Genomic DNA, 15078 nt, shown 5'->3' on the forward strand with positions numbered 1-15078 from the left:
CCCCCATAGTGTTCGCCATCTTCATAGGGTATACTAGCAAAGAGACCGGGCACTTCCGCAAGAATGGAGAGCAAACGACATGTTAAGAGCATTATTCCAAGAACCGCCCCGCAAGGAAGAAGGACTGCTGTTGGAGGCCAATGAAGCCATCCGCAAATACATGCGTACCCTGATGCTGATCCCGCAGGAGAAGCAGACGACGCAGGAGCGGCGCTTTGCCATATGGAGCCAAAGCTTCCTGCGCTCAATCGATGAGCTGGAGCAGAGCCAATACGCGGCCGTCCGCTATGGTGAACTCATGGATACGATGCTCGTCCATCGGATGCCGCCCGATGAGCGCGAGCAGTATAATCGCCATTTGTATTATTATAAAAATGCCCTGATCCGGCTGTTCTCTATATTGGACAAGCTGGGACAATTTATGAATGAACGCTTCGAGCTGCAAACGGAAAAGATCAAATCGCGGTTTTCTTATTTCACCGTCTTGCGGAACATGCACCAGAATGGGTTACATACGGGTCTGGAACAGATGCTGTACGATCTGAAGATGAAGTACAAGGAGCCGGTGGCTCGCCTGCGCAATCAGCGCAATATGGAAATACATACGATCGATGCGGATCTGCTGGACGATCTGATCCGGGCGAGAGAGAGCAAGCCGGGAGAACGCATCAGGCCCGAGGCCGAAGAAATGGAAGGCAATCTGGCGGATTTGAAAGCAGGCTGCGATATGGCGTTTCGTATTATCGCCATCGTCTTTAAGTATATAGCCAAGCATCCGCCGTCCAATCCCGAGGCTCACACCCGTACCAAGACGGGAGAGGGGAATACCCGGAGCCGTGTCAGGCGCCGTTGAATCGGGCTCCCGCATCCACTATACTGAGAGGTAGAATAAGCCTGCAGGGGGAATGGGCATGATGCCATTACGGAAAGTCGCGCTCATTACCGGAAGCGCCAAGGGACTGGGCAGGATGACGGCGCTTCTGCTGGCCGAGCGAGGCTTCGATATTCTGGTCAATTATGTGCATAGCGAAGAGGAAGCCCAGGCTCTGTGTGAACGGGTGCGTGAGCTGGGCGTCCGCTGCTTCGCGGTGCAGGCTGACATCTGCCGAGCGGCTGATCGCGAAAGGCTGGTCGCCGAGGCGGTCAGCCGGTACGGTCAGATTGACGTGCTGGTTAACAATGCCGGACCGTTTATCCGAGAACGCCGGTTTTTCAGGGATTATGAAGCTGCCGAGATCGAAGAACTCATGCAGGGGAATCTCCTCGGCGTCATGCATCTGGATCATTTGGTTATCCCGATGATGCGTGCCGCCTCGTGGGGACGTATCATCCATTTTGGCTTCGGCCATGCGGCGGAGGCAAGAGGCTGGCCGCACCGGGCTGTCTATGCGGCGGCCAAGGTAGGTCTGGTTTCCTTCACGAAAACATTGGCGGCTGAAGAAGCCGGAGGCGGCATCACCGTGAATATGATCTGTCCCGGCGATATTCGTGGAGCCAATAAGGAGAGGCTGATTCAGGAGGTCGAGCATCTGCACGACGACGAGTCGCCGCGCGGGCGTCCCGGTACGGGAGAAGATATCGCACGCGTCATCGCCTTTCTGTGCGAGGACCGGTCGGATTTTTTGACCGGCAATATCATCGATGTGTCGGGAGGACTCGATCCCATCCGGGCTATCGTAGGCGGCGGAGCGGTCCGGGATGGGGCGAGCGCGGGCCCTGCCGCATCCTACTGATGCGGTATGCTCAGCTCGAAGATGCAGAAAAGGGCCGACCGTTAACGGTCGACCCTTTCGCCTCTATCCCTGAGCGGGATATTAGAACACCTGCATAACTTCCTGAACGCCCTCGACCTCTTCGAGCAGCGCGCGCTCGATACCGGCTTTCAGTGTAATCGTGGAACTCGGGCAGCTGCCGCAAGCCCCCATCAATCTCAGCTTAACGATGCCATCCTCCACATCCACCAGCTCAACGTCACCGCCGTCACGCTGCAGGAATGGACGAAGCTTATCTAGAACTTCAAGCACCTCATCATACATGGTACTTTGCTGCGTATTCTCGCTCATGTGCCTCATCTCCCTTCTTACTCTTATTATAGTACAATAGTCAGAAAATTAAAATGGCTGTAAAGGAGCAATGCCGTCTGTGAGACCCATCATTGAATTTTGTGCCAGCAATATGCATCATGGGACGGATAAGCTGATGCATGCGCTGGAGGCCAATCCCGATTACGATGTTCTGGAATACGGCTGTCTGGGCAACTGCGGGGAATGCTACCTGTTCCCCTTCGCGCTCGTGAACGGCGAGATTGTAGCGGGCGAAACGGCCGAAGCTCTGGAGCAGGCCGTTCTGGCCAAAATCAAAGAGATCGAAGACATGTTCGATCTCTTGAGTGACAGCGACTAGCCGGCTTTAGCCGAAATGCCGTTTGGACATCCAGAGCACGCCGCTCTTGATGGCCCGCGGCATCATGCCGGTCATGACGGTACGCTTGCCCATCATGCCGAAGCCGGATTTTTTTCCAAGCGATCCGAGGACTCCCTTGAGCTTGATCTTGCCAAGCCGGGGAGTTTCGTTTTTCCATAAAGCTCTAAGTACATCCGCGACCTGCTCGCCCTGTGCCTCGGCCGCTTGCGCACTCGGCGAGAAGGGGAGGGAAGCGCAATCCCCTACCACATAAATATTCGGATAGTCCGGCACTTGATGGTAGGGATTGATGACCAGCCGTCCCTGCGCGTCCTTGGGCAAGTTCAGATTTTGCACGATGGGGCTAGGCTGGATGCCCGCTGTCCAGATCGTGACATCCGAGTAGATGATCTCCGGTCCGTTGTGCAGCATTCCGGGCTCCAGCTTGCTCAAGGAAACATGCGTACGCAGCTCGATATCATGCTCAAGCATCCATTCGCGTACGAAGCGCCGCACCTTCTCAGGGAAAGGGGACAAGACGCTGGCTCCGCGGTCGATGATGCGGATGTTCAGGTCCGGGCGACTCTCCCGCAGCTCGGCCGCTACCTCGACGCCGCTAAGTCCGCCGCCCACGATGGAGATCTGTCCGTAAGGCTTCGCATCGTTGACGCTTTGGTAAGCCTTGCGCGTAGAGGATAGCGATTGGATGCTTTGTGAGAACTCGGGGGCCCCTTCTATGCCGTGGTACTTGTCGACGCAGCCAAGCGCAATAACGAGCCAGTCATAGGACAAGGGCTCATCGTCAGCGAAATGGACGAGCCTGGCTTCCGGGTCTACGCTTATGACTTCCCCATACTTGAGAATAAGCCGGGGGTCGACAGGGAACTGTACCCGGATATCCTGATCCGAGACGGTTCCGGCTGCTAATGCGTAATATTCGGTTTTGAGTCCCTGGTAGGGCATCCGGTCGACCAGAATCATCATCGTATCGGCCGGCAGATCGCCATCGAGCAATTGCCCGGCCACCGTTAAACCACCATAACCTCCGCCTAGAATGACCAGTTTTTTCATAAGAGAGGGAACCCTTTCTCACTTCTGATTATTCGTAAACCTGAATCTCATTGTAGAAGGTGTCGCGTTCGACCGGAATGCGTCCGGCTCCCTTGATCAGGAAAACAAGCTCGTCCCGGGTCAAGCCCTCAGGGGAAGTAGCCCCGGCTGCATGGCTGATGCGTTCCTGGATAATCGTGCCGTGCGCATCCGATGCGCCGAAGGAGAAAGCAATCTGGGTCAGCTGGGTGCCGAGGTTAATAAAATACGCTTTGACATGCTGGATGTTGTCCAGCATCAGACGGCTGATAGCGATCGTTTTGAGGTTGTCATAAGCCGATACCCGCCGCTTCAAGCCTGCATCTATGCTGGCCGGCTGAACGGCGTTGGGGATGAAGACCATGAAACCGCCGGTTTCATCCTGCAGCTCGCGCAAGTACATCAGATGCCGAATCCGTTCTTCATACGTCTCGATCGAGCCGAACAGCATCGTCGCATGCGTCTTCATGCCGAGCTGATGCGCAGCACGGTGAACATCCAGCCACTGATCCGCCGAGGCTTTGTCTACGAGACGCATTTTTTTGCGGTAACGCTCGGATAATATTTCAGCGCCGCCGCCCGGCATCGTACCGAGTCCCGCATTCATCAGCTCCTGGAGCACTTCCTTATAGCTAAGCCCGCTAAGCCTGGAGAAAAACTCGATTTCGGCAGCCGTGTGCGCCTTGATGGTGACATCCGGGTAGCGCTGTTTCAAACTGCGTATGCTGTCTACATAGTATTGGAAAGGTACGTTCGCGTTATGCCCGCCCGTAATATGAAATTCCCGCATACCGGGGTGGTAATGTTTGTCGATATAGTCGAACATTTGCTCGGGAGTCAATGTATAAGCCCCGTCCTCGCCTTCGTCGCGGCGGAAATGACAGAAAGCACAGTGCTCTTCGCATACATTCGTAAAGTAAAGACTCATGTTGTCGACGAAATACACTTTTTTGCCATTCTTGCGTAAATTGACGGTATTGGCCATCTGGCCAATGGTCAGAAGATCGTCGGATTCATAGAGGAACACGCCGTCCTCCAATGTGAGGCGCTCGCCATGCTCCACCTTCTCGGCGATTGCCGCCATGCGCAGTTGTTCGTTGCTGATTGCGGTGCTCATCGATCCACCTCCGTAAACTGGATAGGCGCCCATGGGCAGTTGGCTCATGGGCGCATTCTACAAATCTGGCACAAATTAAACGAATATCAGGCACATGTTTCTTCTGATACTAGCTATGGACAATCCATCTTATTATAAACCTCATATCCAAGCGGGGCAATACATCATAAATTTTTGATTCTCTATTTTCTTCGTCTCCGAAATCTAGTATACTTCTTTTTTGTTAGCATGTAGACGGTACAAGTTGGATAGGCGGTGTAAGCTTGCTTAATGGACAATTTAGCTGACCAGCAATTCACACTGACTCGGGAGATCGAACATATCCGCGAGCGGATGGTTCGATTAGGTGTGGAGCTAGGTTTGATGCATCCCGAGGTTCACCGCTGCAGCGAACAACTGGACGTGCTCCTGCTGCGGTATTATCGAATGGAGAGGCTGAGGAAACAAACCGGCTATCCAAAGTCCCTTGAGGTGTCCGACGCAAAGGAGTATACTTTTATATAGAACTAACTTTTAGGCAAGGGAGGCTGAGTTTCTATGATTACGATCAGTGAGACGGCTAGCGATAAAATCAAAGAAATGCTGCAAGCGGAGGAAGCTGACAATTTATTTCTGCGTATCGGCGTGAAGTCGGGCGGCTGCAGCGGCTTTTCTTATGGCATGGGCTTTGACGACAATCAGGAGGAAAGCGACAAGGTCATGGAGATCCATGGACTGAAGGTTGTCGTGGATGAGGAGAGCGCCAAGTACCTGTACGGTGTCGAGATTGACTTTCAAGACACCGGAATCGGCGGGGGCTTCACGATTCAAAACCCGAACGCGGTGGCTTCCTGCGGCTGCGGACAATCGTTCCGCACGAAGGAAGAGGATGCGGTGCTGGCTCAGCCTTGCGAAGACTAACCCCCTGAGCTAGTTATCATGGAAATGCTGTCTTCCGCGCAGGATGTGTGATGTGTACACACCCCGCGCGGAAGGTTTTTTTATGTGCGGATCATCTTTTGTGGATAAGTCAGGTCGGTATTCATGATATACACAGGCACGATGCAAGATCTGGCGCCTTATTAGATGCTTTATGCACAGTATCCACAGTTACATGCAGCCGAAGAGCGTGAGTCGATCTTGAACCCGAGCATGGGTGGGTGACTTGCTTGGAAGGCTCGCATCCATAAGAAAAGCAGCCCTCCGTGTCGCGTGAAGGACTGCATTCCCGTTAAGCGGTTATTTAGGCGGTATATGCCGGTTCAACGCCGCATAGTTGAGCAGCACAGTCGCATATCCAAGCGCGATATAAAGGAGCGCTGCGATCCAATTCAAAAGAAACGCAAAAGGAAAAATGAGGAACGATACGCCGCAGAGCAGGGACACCCAATGGGGCGCAGAAGACCAGCCTGTCTGACCCCGTGCGGATAACGAGGAGAAGAGCTGGAGGAAGCCGAGCACCGCTCCTGTCCAAACGGCATGCTCATTGTCGGCAAAGCCTGCCCACCAGGGCCCGGCAACAAAGAGGATGCCGATCAACGCGGCAAGTCCATTGTAGAAGGCCATCCGATCTCACCATCCTTTCTACAGCGCTGTAAGGGCTATAGAGAGGCGTACCCGAGTCCGAGCCCTTGCTTTACAATATGCAAGCGATTGCAGAAAGGTTACGTAGACCTTGGCTTATCTATCCATCAGCACCCTGATCCCTTGAATCACATTATAAATCATGACGGCCAAGTACAAGACGGCACATAGCACCGAAGCCAGAATTATGCTGCCAAACGTAGAGGAACCGAAAAACAGAACGAGGAAAAGAATAAGGGATGCGAAAGGAAGTACATGGGATACCAGCGCTTTCTTGGCGTGGTGTTGGACTTCGCGGTCATCCGTTATGAAGTAGATCACAATCGGTATAATAAAGCCTGCAAAGAAAATGCTGAAATAAGCGATGGATGAAATGATTTTTCTTGTTTCCATACTAAACGTCTCCCTTCTAAAGGCAATGAATTGGTAGTCAATACGTAGAGAAGAAAGCATCGTTTCATTCTTTTGAGAAATGAGGATCATCCGGATTGTGATTAAATTTTTTTATAGCCTGAGGCTAACTACAGGTTGTGTATAACGTTGTCCACATATCCTTCCGTATCAGTCCCTATAATTCTACACTTGTCAACATGATATGCACAGGATGTACACAGCTTCATGTGGATAACGGAACGGTTGTTCTATATTCCAGGTCATGGTAATATGACTGTACTTTAAGAATAGTAAGGTGATGGCTATGAAACTGATCAGTAATGAGATCTTGGTAGAATCCTACTTTAAAGCCCTCGACTTGAAGCTTGAAGAAGAATTTGTCGAATTACTGTTGGAAGAGATAAATCGTCGTCAGCTTGACTTGGATTTTCACAGAGAAAGCGATGCGCAGGTCAGCTGACCTGCTTTTTTTTTTGGGAATCAAACGAATCAAACAGCCCTCTATCCTAGGTTAGGTAGAGGGCTGTTTGAGCGCAAGCGATGTTACAGCTTCATGTTGGAGCTGTGTCCTGGGGACAGCTTCGCCGTAGGATCAATGTACACCTTGGCGTTGTTAATAGCGGTCGGCGCTTCTCCGAACCCTACAGCGATCAGCTTGAGCTTGCCGGGGTAGGTGGTGATATCGCCGGCAGCGAAAATGCCCGGGATGTTGGTTTCCATGCGGGAGTCCACCACGATGGAGCCGTTCTCGATTTCGAGTCCCCATTGGCCGATAGGTCCGAGGGAAGAGACGAAGCCAAAGTTGACAATGACGGCATCGACATTGATGATCGTCTGCTCGCCTGATTTAATATCGCTCAGGACAACGGAGGATATCTTGTCATCTCCGCCATGGAGGGAAACGATTTCCTTAGGCGTCAGAACCTTGACTTTGGATTTCATCAGGTTTTCTACACTGTGCTCATGCGCGCGGAACTTATCGCGGCGGTGAATCAGCGTGACCTCTTCGGCGATCGGCTCCAGCATGAGCGCCCAGTCTACGGCCGAGTCGCCGCCGCCGCTGATCAGCACCTTTTGATTTTTGAATTTATAGAGATCGCTGACGAAGTAGTGCAGGTTTGTCTTCTCATACTTGGCGGCTTCCGGCAGCTCGAGTCTTCTTGGCTCGAATGCGCCTACGCCTCCCGTGATAATGACGGCTCTGGATTGATGAACGCCTTTGTCCGTCGTAACTTCGAATAACCGCTCGTCCTTTTTCTCGACCTTGTGTACCTTTTCCTCGAGGCAGACGTTGATTCCACTGAAATGCTTCATTTGGGCATCCAGGTTATTGACAAGCTCCTGGGCGGTAACTTTAGGGAAGCCCGCAACATCATAAATATATTTCTCCGGATACAGCGCCGCAAGTTGTCCGCCGAGCTGCGGCATGCTCTCGATCAGTTTGACTGAGGCCTGGCGCATTCCGCCGTAAAACGAAGCGAACATCCCGGCAGGCCCCCCGCCAATAACAATAATGTCTACAATTTCGTTGCTCATGAAAGATAAAACACCTCCGGTACGGGTATGAATCCCCTCTATTATAAACGCAGGTCTCCTCTATGGAAATATAAAGAGAACAATTATCAATTAAATTGTGGAATGACGTTCAAATTTTTTTCAAATTGCGATGGATCATAAAGTGATTTTTGTCATATAATCGTTACTTTGTAATCAAAATAACACTTGCTATTTCAGACGTAACATTATATCATTTCATAAGAATTGGTTAGTTCTGTTCATTTATGTTTTCGGTGTACGTTGTCCCGGTTAAACAGAAGTATACGGACCGGGCTCGACTCAAGAATATGGGGTATGAACCTCTCGGTTCAAGGGACCTTATGGAATTTGTATATGAGGGCAAACACTTACTTTTGATATAGATTGTGTAAAATTTCACAAAGAATTTTGTAAGAACCTACAAAGCTAAATAGAAAAACTACCTAGGATGGAAGGGATAGAGCATGAGTCGAATTCCAAGAATTGTAATTTTGGGTGCTGGCTATGGCGGTATTGTTACGGCGATCCGGTTGCAGAAGGAGCTTAACTATAACGAAGCCGATGTTACCTTGGTAAATAAACATGATTATCATTATATCACTACGCATCTGCACATGCCGGCGGCAGGGACGGATAATCCGGAGAATGCGCGCGTTAATATTTTGAAGCTGATCGATGAGTTCAAGATCGACTTCGTCAAATCGACCGTTGTCCAAATTCGCCCGCAAGAAAAGAAGGTTATTCTGGAGGAAGGAACGCTTTCCTACGATTATTTGGTGATCGGACTCGGCGGGGAGCCGGAAACGTTCGGTATTCCGGGCTTGAAGGAGCATGCATTGAACATTCGTTCGATCAACAGCGTGCGCTTTATCCGCGAGCATATCGAGTATCAGTTCGCCAAGTTCAAGCGGGAGCCTTCGCGTTCGGATTACTTGACCTTCGTAGTCGGCGGCGCCGGCTTTACAGGTATCGAGTTTGTCGGTGAGCTTGCAGACCGTATCCCGGAGCTGTGCAAGGAGTTCGACGTAGATCCATCTCAGGTGCAGATTTACAATATCGAGGCCGCTCCGACAGCGCTGCCGGGCTTTGATCCGGAGCTTGTCGAGTATGCGATGAACGTCCTGCAGAACAAGGGCGTTACATTTAAAATCGCCACGGCGATCAAGGAATGCACTCCCGACGGAGTCGTTCTCGCAACCGGAGAAGAGATCAAATCCTCTACCGTTATCTGGACGGGCGGAATTCGCGGCAACCACATGCTGGATGAGGCGGGCTTCGAGACGATGCGCGGCCGCATCAAGGTAGACGATACGCTGCGTATCCCCGGGCATGAGAACATCTATGTGCTCGGCGATTGTTCCATCGTGATGAACCCGGAAGGCCGTCCGTATCCGCCGACCGCTCAGATCTCGATGCAGCAGGCCGATGTTTGTGCGCATAACCTGGTCGCCCAGATCCGTAATTCGGACCTGAAGAAGTTCGAATACAAGCCGAAGGGAACCGTTGCCTCGCTGGGCCGGGGCGAAGCCATCGGCATCGTCGGCTCGCGCAAGATCAAGGGCGGCGTCGCAGCGGTGATGAAGAAGATCATCGATGTCCGTTATCTGTATATTATCGGCGGAATTCCACTCGTGCTGAAGAAAGGCCGATTCTAGCCTATGCGCCACTGCAGCGTTCAAGTTAGGGGGCTGCTGACTCGGGAGGAGCTGGACCGTTACAATGCCTTGATCGAGGTCGGTCATTTCCTGGAGGAGCATAAGCGTTATGATCTGGTGGCCCCGGTGCAGAAGGAGATCGATATTTTGATCCTGCCGGCTATCGAACGCTTGAAGGAGAAGTCGCGGCAGCGTGATCGCGATACGGAGGAATATTTGCGTCGCAAAGCCTTGGAGCAGGAGCTGGCTAAGCTGGCGGAGGAAGACGACGATTAGTTAGATACAAACACCTTGCGAGTCGGCATGGAAGCCGATCCCGCAAGGTGTTTTTGCGTACTCCGCCGGATCGGTGAGAATCAGAGGTAGGTTGACTTTTGATAATGATAACCATTATCATTAAAGTGACCTTATTATTTCCTTCATCTGCCACACACCTTCAACTTGAAAAGGAGAGATCACGTGAACCTCACCCTGCCTAAAGGAACCGTTACTGAAGTAATCAAGGAAAGAAGAACGATTAAGAAGTTCAAACCGGACCCCATCCCCATGGAGACGGTAACCGAGCTGTTGAATATAGCGGCGTGGGCCCCGAACCATGGTCTGCGGGAGCCTTGGCGGTTTATCGCATTTAAGGAAGAGGGCAAGGAAAGACTGACCGAAGCTCTCAGCAGCTTCCTGATCGAGGTTCGCAAGATGGATGCGGAAGCCGTGATGAAGCGAATGGACTATTTCTTAAGCATTCCGCTGCTGCTGCTGGTGGTTGTCCCTTACCGGGAGAAGGTGCTGGAGCGCGATGAGGATTATGCGGCAGCGAGCGCGCTGATCCAGAATCTGCAGCTAGCGGCTTGGGAACGCGACATCGGGGTGCTTTGGAGAACGAATCCTGCCTTATACGCAGAAGAGGTGAAGGAGAAGCTGGGCGTCGCTGCGGAGGAACGGATTATAGGCCTGCTTCAGATCGGCTATCCTGAGGTCATCCCACCGGCGCAGGGCAGAACAGCGGCCGAGACGCTGCTGACGGTGGTCGATAGCCGTTGAGAGGAGACGCGCCGAGAAGCAGCCTCTAGGGCCAAAGACTTGCCTAAATGGGCGGGCCATCCGCCAAGTCATGTGAGAAGATAGCCAGCATTGCTCGCCCATACCGTCTACTCATAACAAAGAACCTTCAGCTCCGCTAGTGCAGAGGAGCATGAAGGTTCTTTGTTACGTTATGGAGCTATGGAGTTATGGAGGCAGCCAGCCTGCCTACAGCTTTAGCAGATTGACGGTTTTGTCCGCATCGAGCAGGTTGCCTACATAGAAGTCGCCGAACTCTCCGAAGCGTGCGCTTGTTTCGTCGAAGCGCATCTCGGTCACGATCTTCTTGAACTGCAGAGCATCGTCAGCGAACAGGGTCACGCCCCACTCCCAATCGTCGAGGCCGATGGAGCCTCCGATAATCTGCTTGACCTTGCCTGCATACGTCCGTCCGATCGTGCCGTGACCGCGCATAAACGTACGGCGGTCTTCGGTGCTCAACATGTACCAGTTATCGTTCCCCTCGCGGCGCTTGTTCATCGGATAGAAGCAGAAGTGCTTCGCTTTCGGCAGAATAGGCTTCAAGCGGGCGACGATGTCCGGGTCCTGCATAGGGTCGGTGCCTGGCTTGGCCATATAGCCCCCGAGCTCGACGACGGAAACATAGGAATAGGTAGGGATCGTCACTTGCGCAAACAAGGTCTTGTTGAAGGCGGTCTCGAGCTCATTCAGCTCCTCCAGCGTTTCACGCAGATGCATGAATGCGAAATCAGCCTTCTGTCCGACGATCGAATAAAAAGCGGTGCTGCCCAGCTTCTGATCCTCCGTCGACTGATACTGCTTGAGCAGGGTCAGCAGTTCATCCTCGGCACGGCCCCGCTCCTGTGCGCTCAAGCTTCTCCAGGCATTCCAGTCGATAGCGCGAAAATCATGCAGGCTGTACCAGCCTTCCAATGTATGTACGGCTTCACTCATGCTTCATCTCTCCCTTTGGCAACTTATCGTGATTTCTTAAGCTTGTTTCATTGTAGCTAAAGAAGCCCTTCAGGGCAAATGTGTGGCAAAGCCGTGAGCAAATGGTGACAAAGTGTTCACAGCCTCGCGGCAGGGCAGACTTTACCGTTTGCGGGAATTGATTATAATAGTAAGAGAGAGAATGCCAAAAGGAGTTGTTCTTGCCTTGCTGCAACTGATTATCGTGACGGTGCTGCTGTTTGTGTTGTTCTTCGGACTTGGGTTTATATTGAACATGCTCATGAAAACAACCTGGTTCCCTATATACGGATATATTGCGCTTGTGATCGGGCTTGTCATTTACTGGGGCTGGGGGACGGGGTCGCTCGGACAAAATATCGCCGAGTATTCATTTGCCGATTACGTACCTGCGGTAGGCGGGTTGATCGGCGCGGTGCTTAGCGGCTCTACGATCAAGTCGCTGCGTTCGAAGGGCTACCGGATGTTTTAGGACGGCGGTAGGCGGTAGCGGCCATACAGGTTATTAGGGAGGGGGCTCGTCGAGGAAACGGCGCAGCCTTCTTTTTCTTCTACACCGCTGTCGATTGCTGTGGTAAAATGGAGATTATCACTTGGTAATACGGATGGGGTTGGACTGCTTTGAGAATTACCAATATGCTTCATTTTTCAGAATATCACCGGTTTGTGGTTGTTCGGGACTTTGCCTTAAGCAGCCTGGATTATAAAATGCTGACGGCGATGTATCAGCCTATGATCGGCGGTTATGCGATAAGCCTGTATCAGACGCTGTATCATCAACTCCCGGGGGATAGAACGGGTTGTTCGGATATCGAACAGCAGAGACGGCTGTTTCTGACACTAGAGCTGGAGGCCGGCGAACGGGGCCGGAAATGGCTGATCGAGCAGTCATCCAAGCTGGAGGCTGTCGGATTGCTGAGAACTTCCCGCAGATTTGCCGCGGCTTCGGAAGATTATGTGTACGAGTACGAATTGTTTCAGCCTCTTTCGCCGGGAGAATTTTTCAAGAACCATCATTTGACCCTGCTGCTGAGGGATAAGGTCGGTAAATATGCGGTGTTCGCGCTCCGCGACGAGCTGATCGTGCCTGAAGCGGACGAGCTGAAGCTGGCCAATACGGAGAACATATCGGTACCGTTCTATGACTTGTTTCGTCTTAGCGCGGAGGTTGACCCGGAGCTGGAGCAGGCGTTCTTCGAATCGGCAGCGACCGTTATGGACGATCGGAAGCCCGTGGTCACGAACAAAGGGTTCTCGTATGCCGAGATTATTATGCGTTTTCCTCACGATTCGGTGAACCGGGAGTATGTGGAGAGTTTGAAGTACGAGCCGGAGCAATTGGCGACGATCAATTACGTAGCCAGGAAATACGGACTATACTTAACGGATGTTTGCAAGCTGCTCGATGAGGACGGCGTCTTCGAAGAGGGAGGACAGCTTGTGCTCGAGCTGCTTCAGCACCGGGCCAATCAGGTATTCCGCCAGGATAAGAAGCGCAGCGAGGACCGTGTAAGGTGGATGGCGAAGCTGCCTGGCAGGGGGGAGACCGCTGGTGGCGGCATGTCAGGTGAGGAAGAGGGGCAGAGCAAGGACAAGCCCGTCGAAATGGCTTTTTATCTGGATGTGCCGGATTTGTTTCAAGGTGAGTGCAATCAGCATCAATACAATTACATTCTGCGCAATGAGCCGTATACGTTCCTGCTCGAGAAGATTTTTTCGCGGGGAACGGTGCCTGACGGTTTGCTGGACACCCTGTCCCGGGTGGAGCTGAACTACGGGCTGCACGAGGAAGTGATTAACGTGCTGATTCATTTTATTTATATTACGAAGCGTTCCTGGTCCAAAAAATACATGGAGGCCATCGTCACCGATATGCTGGGCAAGCAGGTTGGCTCGTTCGAGCAGGCTGTCCAGTATGTACGGGAGCAGATGGAATATAGCGAGAAAAAGGCGCGCGCGGCCAAGCCGGCTTTCGGCGGCTCGTCGTCAGGGACAAGCAGAGGACGGAGCGGAGCCAGGCAGAAGCCGGTGATCCCTGTGGTCCAGGATGGGACGAAGTCCTCCAGGGTGTTGTCGGCAGCCGAACGCGAGGAACTTCGTAGGAAGGCGCTCCTGCTGGACGGCAAGATGTAGACGGCGCGGCCCAGGTCCAAGTCCCGAGGTCCGAGGCGAACCCGACAAACCGGCAAGGGGAAGCGGGACGTCAGGGAGGACGGACAGGAAGGCTGCCGCATAGGAATGATGGCTTCAATTGCTTCATGGGGAGGTGCGGCCAGAGATGGCAATGGAATCGCTGGGAGAGCTGCTTAGAGGAATGCCGGGCCGCAAGCTGCTGCAGCAGGCGGAGGAAAAAGCCCGGGAGATCGCGTCAGATCCGCTTATCGTAACGCTGCGGCAGAAGCACCCCGAGCTGGACAGACAAACGATCAAGCTGAACTTGAACAAGCTGCATCAATATGTGCGGGAGCATAGCAATTGCTCAAGCTGCCCCGGGCTGGATAAGTGCCCCAACGACATGGAGGGGCATTATACGATGCTGAAGGTGGAGCCTGGCGAGGATTGGACGCGGGTATATGATCACAAGGTCGCCTGTAAAAAATTCATCGCCCAGTCGAACCAGGACGCCATCCGCAGCCGGATACGCAGCTTCTATGTCGATGAACGGGCGCTGTCGCAAGGGTATTCTTCGCTGGAGATTCTGGATAAGGATCAGGAGCGGGAAGAAGCCGTTATGCAGGTGATGGATTATATATTGAAGGTGCGCAAGGACGGGCTGCCGCAGGAAGGCATGTACTTGAGCGGTCACCTGGGTACGGGCAAGACGTTCCTGATGTGCTATTTGCTCTATGAGCTGGCCAAGGACGGATATACCGGAGCTATCGTGTATATGCCGGACTTTGCCGAGGATTTGAAATCGATGTTTCAAGACCCGTTGAAGCTGAAGGAAACGATCGATGCGCTGAAGGAAACCGATCTGCTGATCTTCGACGATATTGGGGCGGAAAATTTGAATCCTTGGCTGCGCGATCATGTGATGGGAGCGATCCTGAACTACCGGATGAATCGCAAGCCGACCTTCTTTACGTCCAATCACGATCTGGACGCCCTAGAGAAGCACTTCAGCTTCACCAGCAAGGACGGGGATGAGGAGTTCAAGGGGCGGCGGATTATGGACCGGATCCGTCCGTTCGTGGAGGTCGTGGAGGTTAACGGTTATAACAAGCGCGGTGCAGGACGCGGGAGCCAGCAGTAAGGGAATGCTCGGGACCGCGTTCGGACAGCACGCTGGCCATACAAAAGACCGTCCGGTCA

General features: G+C 52.6%; 19 protein-coding genes. 12 read left to right on the forward strand and 7 right to left on the reverse strand.

The features are described 5' to 3' along the window. Nucleotides 1-79 precede the first annotated feature (79 nt). Together GSF01_RS17780 and GSF01_RS17785 are read left to right on the forward strand one after the other, a co-directional pair. On the forward strand, nt 80-853 hold the full coding sequence (locus GSF01_RS17780) for a Cthe_2314 family HEPN domain-containing protein (protein WP_159886362.1): 774 nt from the start codon (nt 80-82) through the stop codon (nt 851-853). Nucleotides 854-911: 58 nt separating this feature from the next. Beyond that, complete coding sequence (locus tag GSF01_RS17785) at nt 912-1733, forward strand: SDR family oxidoreductase (RefSeq protein ID WP_159886364.1); 822 nt, start codon at nt 912-914, stop codon at nt 1731-1733. An 81-nt stretch (nt 1734-1814) separates the two neighbouring features. Here GSF01_RS17785 and GSF01_RS17790 read toward each other — a convergent pair whose 3' ends face one another. After that, nucleotides 1815-2063 carry a NifU family protein gene (locus tag GSF01_RS17790; RefSeq protein WP_010493716.1) on the reverse strand — a complete coding sequence of 83 codons (249 nt, stop codon included), beginning with the start codon at nt 2061-2063 and terminating at the stop codon, nt 1815-1817. A 79-nt stretch (nt 2064-2142) separates the two neighbouring features. Here GSF01_RS17790 and GSF01_RS17795 point away from each other — a divergent pair, with 79 nt between their 5' ends. After that, nucleotides 2143-2403, forward strand: a complete 261-nt coding sequence (locus tag GSF01_RS17795) for a YuzB family protein (protein WP_159886366.1) — start codon at nt 2143-2145, stop codon at nt 2401-2403. Nucleotides 2404-2409: 6 nt separating this feature from the next. Here GSF01_RS17795 and GSF01_RS17800 read toward each other — a convergent pair whose 3' ends face one another. Together GSF01_RS17800 and mqnE are read right to left on the reverse strand one after the other, a co-directional pair. After that, entirely contained in the window at nt 2410-3474 is a 1065-nt protein-coding gene (locus GSF01_RS17800) for an NAD(P)/FAD-dependent oxidoreductase (protein ID WP_159886368.1), read from the reverse strand. Between the two features lie 28 nt (nt 3475-3502). After that, a complete protein-coding gene (gene mqnE, locus GSF01_RS17805) occupies nt 3503-4609 on the reverse strand; it encodes an aminofutalosine synthase MqnE (protein ID WP_159886370.1) in 1107 nt (368 codons plus the stop codon). Nucleotides 4610-4879: 270 nt separating this feature from the next. On the opposite strand from mqnE, the gene GSF01_RS17810 reads away from it, so the two are divergent. Both GSF01_RS17810 and GSF01_RS17815 read left to right on the forward strand, forming a co-directional pair. Next, nucleotides 4880-5113, forward strand: coding sequence for an aspartyl-phosphate phosphatase Spo0E family protein (locus tag GSF01_RS17810; RefSeq protein WP_159886372.1), 234 nt, complete (start codon nt 4880-4882; stop codon nt 5111-5113). 33 nt (nt 5114-5146) lie between these two features. Further along, complete coding sequence (locus GSF01_RS17815) at nt 5147-5509, forward strand: HesB/IscA family protein (RefSeq protein WP_159886374.1); 363 nt, start codon at nt 5147-5149, stop codon at nt 5507-5509. A 318-nt stretch (nt 5510-5827) separates the two neighbouring features. Here the strand turns inward: GSF01_RS17815 and GSF01_RS17820 are convergent, their stop codons facing one another. Both GSF01_RS17820 and GSF01_RS17825 read right to left on the reverse strand, forming a co-directional pair. After that, on the reverse strand, nt 5828-6154 hold the full coding sequence (locus GSF01_RS17820) for an SPW repeat domain-containing protein (RefSeq protein ID WP_159886376.1): 327 nt from the start codon (nt 6152-6154) through the stop codon (nt 5828-5830). A 114-nt stretch (nt 6155-6268) separates the two neighbouring features. Continuing rightward, nucleotides 6269-6565, reverse strand: a complete 297-nt coding sequence (locus GSF01_RS17825; RefSeq protein WP_159886378.1) for a DUF4870 domain-containing protein — start codon at nt 6563-6565, stop codon at nt 6269-6271. Nucleotides 6566-6869: 304 nt separating this feature from the next. On the opposite strand from GSF01_RS17825, the gene sda reads away from it, so the two are divergent. Next, nucleotides 6870-7025 (forward strand): sporulation histidine kinase inhibitor Sda, encoded by a 156-nt coding sequence (gene sda / locus GSF01_RS17830; RefSeq protein WP_159886380.1) that lies wholly within the window; start codon nt 6870-6872, stop codon nt 7023-7025. Between the two features lie 83 nt (nt 7026-7108). Here sda and GSF01_RS17835 read toward each other — a convergent pair whose 3' ends face one another. Continuing rightward, nucleotides 7109-8101, reverse strand: a complete 993-nt coding sequence (locus tag GSF01_RS17835) for an NAD(P)/FAD-dependent oxidoreductase (protein ID WP_159886382.1) — start codon at nt 8099-8101, stop codon at nt 7109-7111. A 464-nt stretch (nt 8102-8565) separates the two neighbouring features. On the opposite strand from GSF01_RS17835, the gene GSF01_RS17840 reads away from it, so the two are divergent. The 3 genes from GSF01_RS17840 (at nt 8566) to GSF01_RS17850 (ending at nt 10794) form a co-directional block, all read left to right on the forward strand. Beyond that, on the forward strand, nt 8566-9756 hold the full coding sequence (locus GSF01_RS17840) for an NAD(P)/FAD-dependent oxidoreductase (protein ID WP_159886384.1): 1191 nt from the start codon (nt 8566-8568) through the stop codon (nt 9754-9756). 3 nt (nt 9757-9759) lie between these two features. Beyond that, nucleotides 9760-10032 (forward strand): hypothetical protein, encoded by a 273-nt coding sequence (locus tag GSF01_RS17845; protein WP_159886386.1) that lies wholly within the window; start codon nt 9760-9762, stop codon nt 10030-10032. Nucleotides 10033-10215: 183 nt separating this feature from the next. Then, complete coding sequence (locus GSF01_RS17850; protein WP_235941581.1) at nt 10216-10794, forward strand: nitroreductase family protein; 579 nt, start codon at nt 10216-10218, stop codon at nt 10792-10794. 207 nt (nt 10795-11001) lie between these two features. On the opposite strand, the gene hemQ is transcribed toward GSF01_RS17850, so the two are convergent. Further along, a complete protein-coding gene (hemQ, locus tag GSF01_RS17855) occupies nt 11002-11748 on the reverse strand; it encodes a hydrogen peroxide-dependent heme synthase (protein ID WP_159886388.1) in 747 nt (248 codons plus the stop codon). Nucleotides 11749-11953: 205 nt separating this feature from the next. Between hemQ and GSF01_RS17860 the strand changes: the two genes are divergently transcribed. From GSF01_RS17860 to dnaI, 3 genes are all read left to right on the forward strand, one after another. After that, entirely contained in the window at nt 11954-12238 is a 285-nt protein-coding gene (locus tag GSF01_RS17860; protein ID WP_201305427.1) for a YuiB family protein, read from the forward strand. Between the two features lie 149 nt (nt 12239-12387). Beyond that, a complete protein-coding gene (locus GSF01_RS17865; RefSeq protein ID WP_159886392.1) occupies nt 12388-13899 on the forward strand; it encodes a replication initiation and membrane attachment family protein in 1512 nt (503 codons plus the stop codon). A gap of 151 nt (nt 13900-14050) precedes the next feature. Beyond that, nucleotides 14051-15019 carry a primosomal protein DnaI gene (gene dnaI, locus GSF01_RS17870; RefSeq protein ID WP_159886478.1) on the forward strand — a complete coding sequence of 323 codons (969 nt, stop codon included), beginning with the start codon at nt 14051-14053 and terminating at the stop codon, nt 15017-15019. Nucleotides 15020-15078 lie beyond the last annotated feature (59 nt).

This window comes from Paenibacillus puerhi (assembly GCF_009846885.1).
GTDB classification, from domain to species: domain Bacteria; phylum Bacillota; class Bacilli; order Paenibacillales; family NBRC-103111; genus Paenibacillus_G; species Paenibacillus_G puerhi.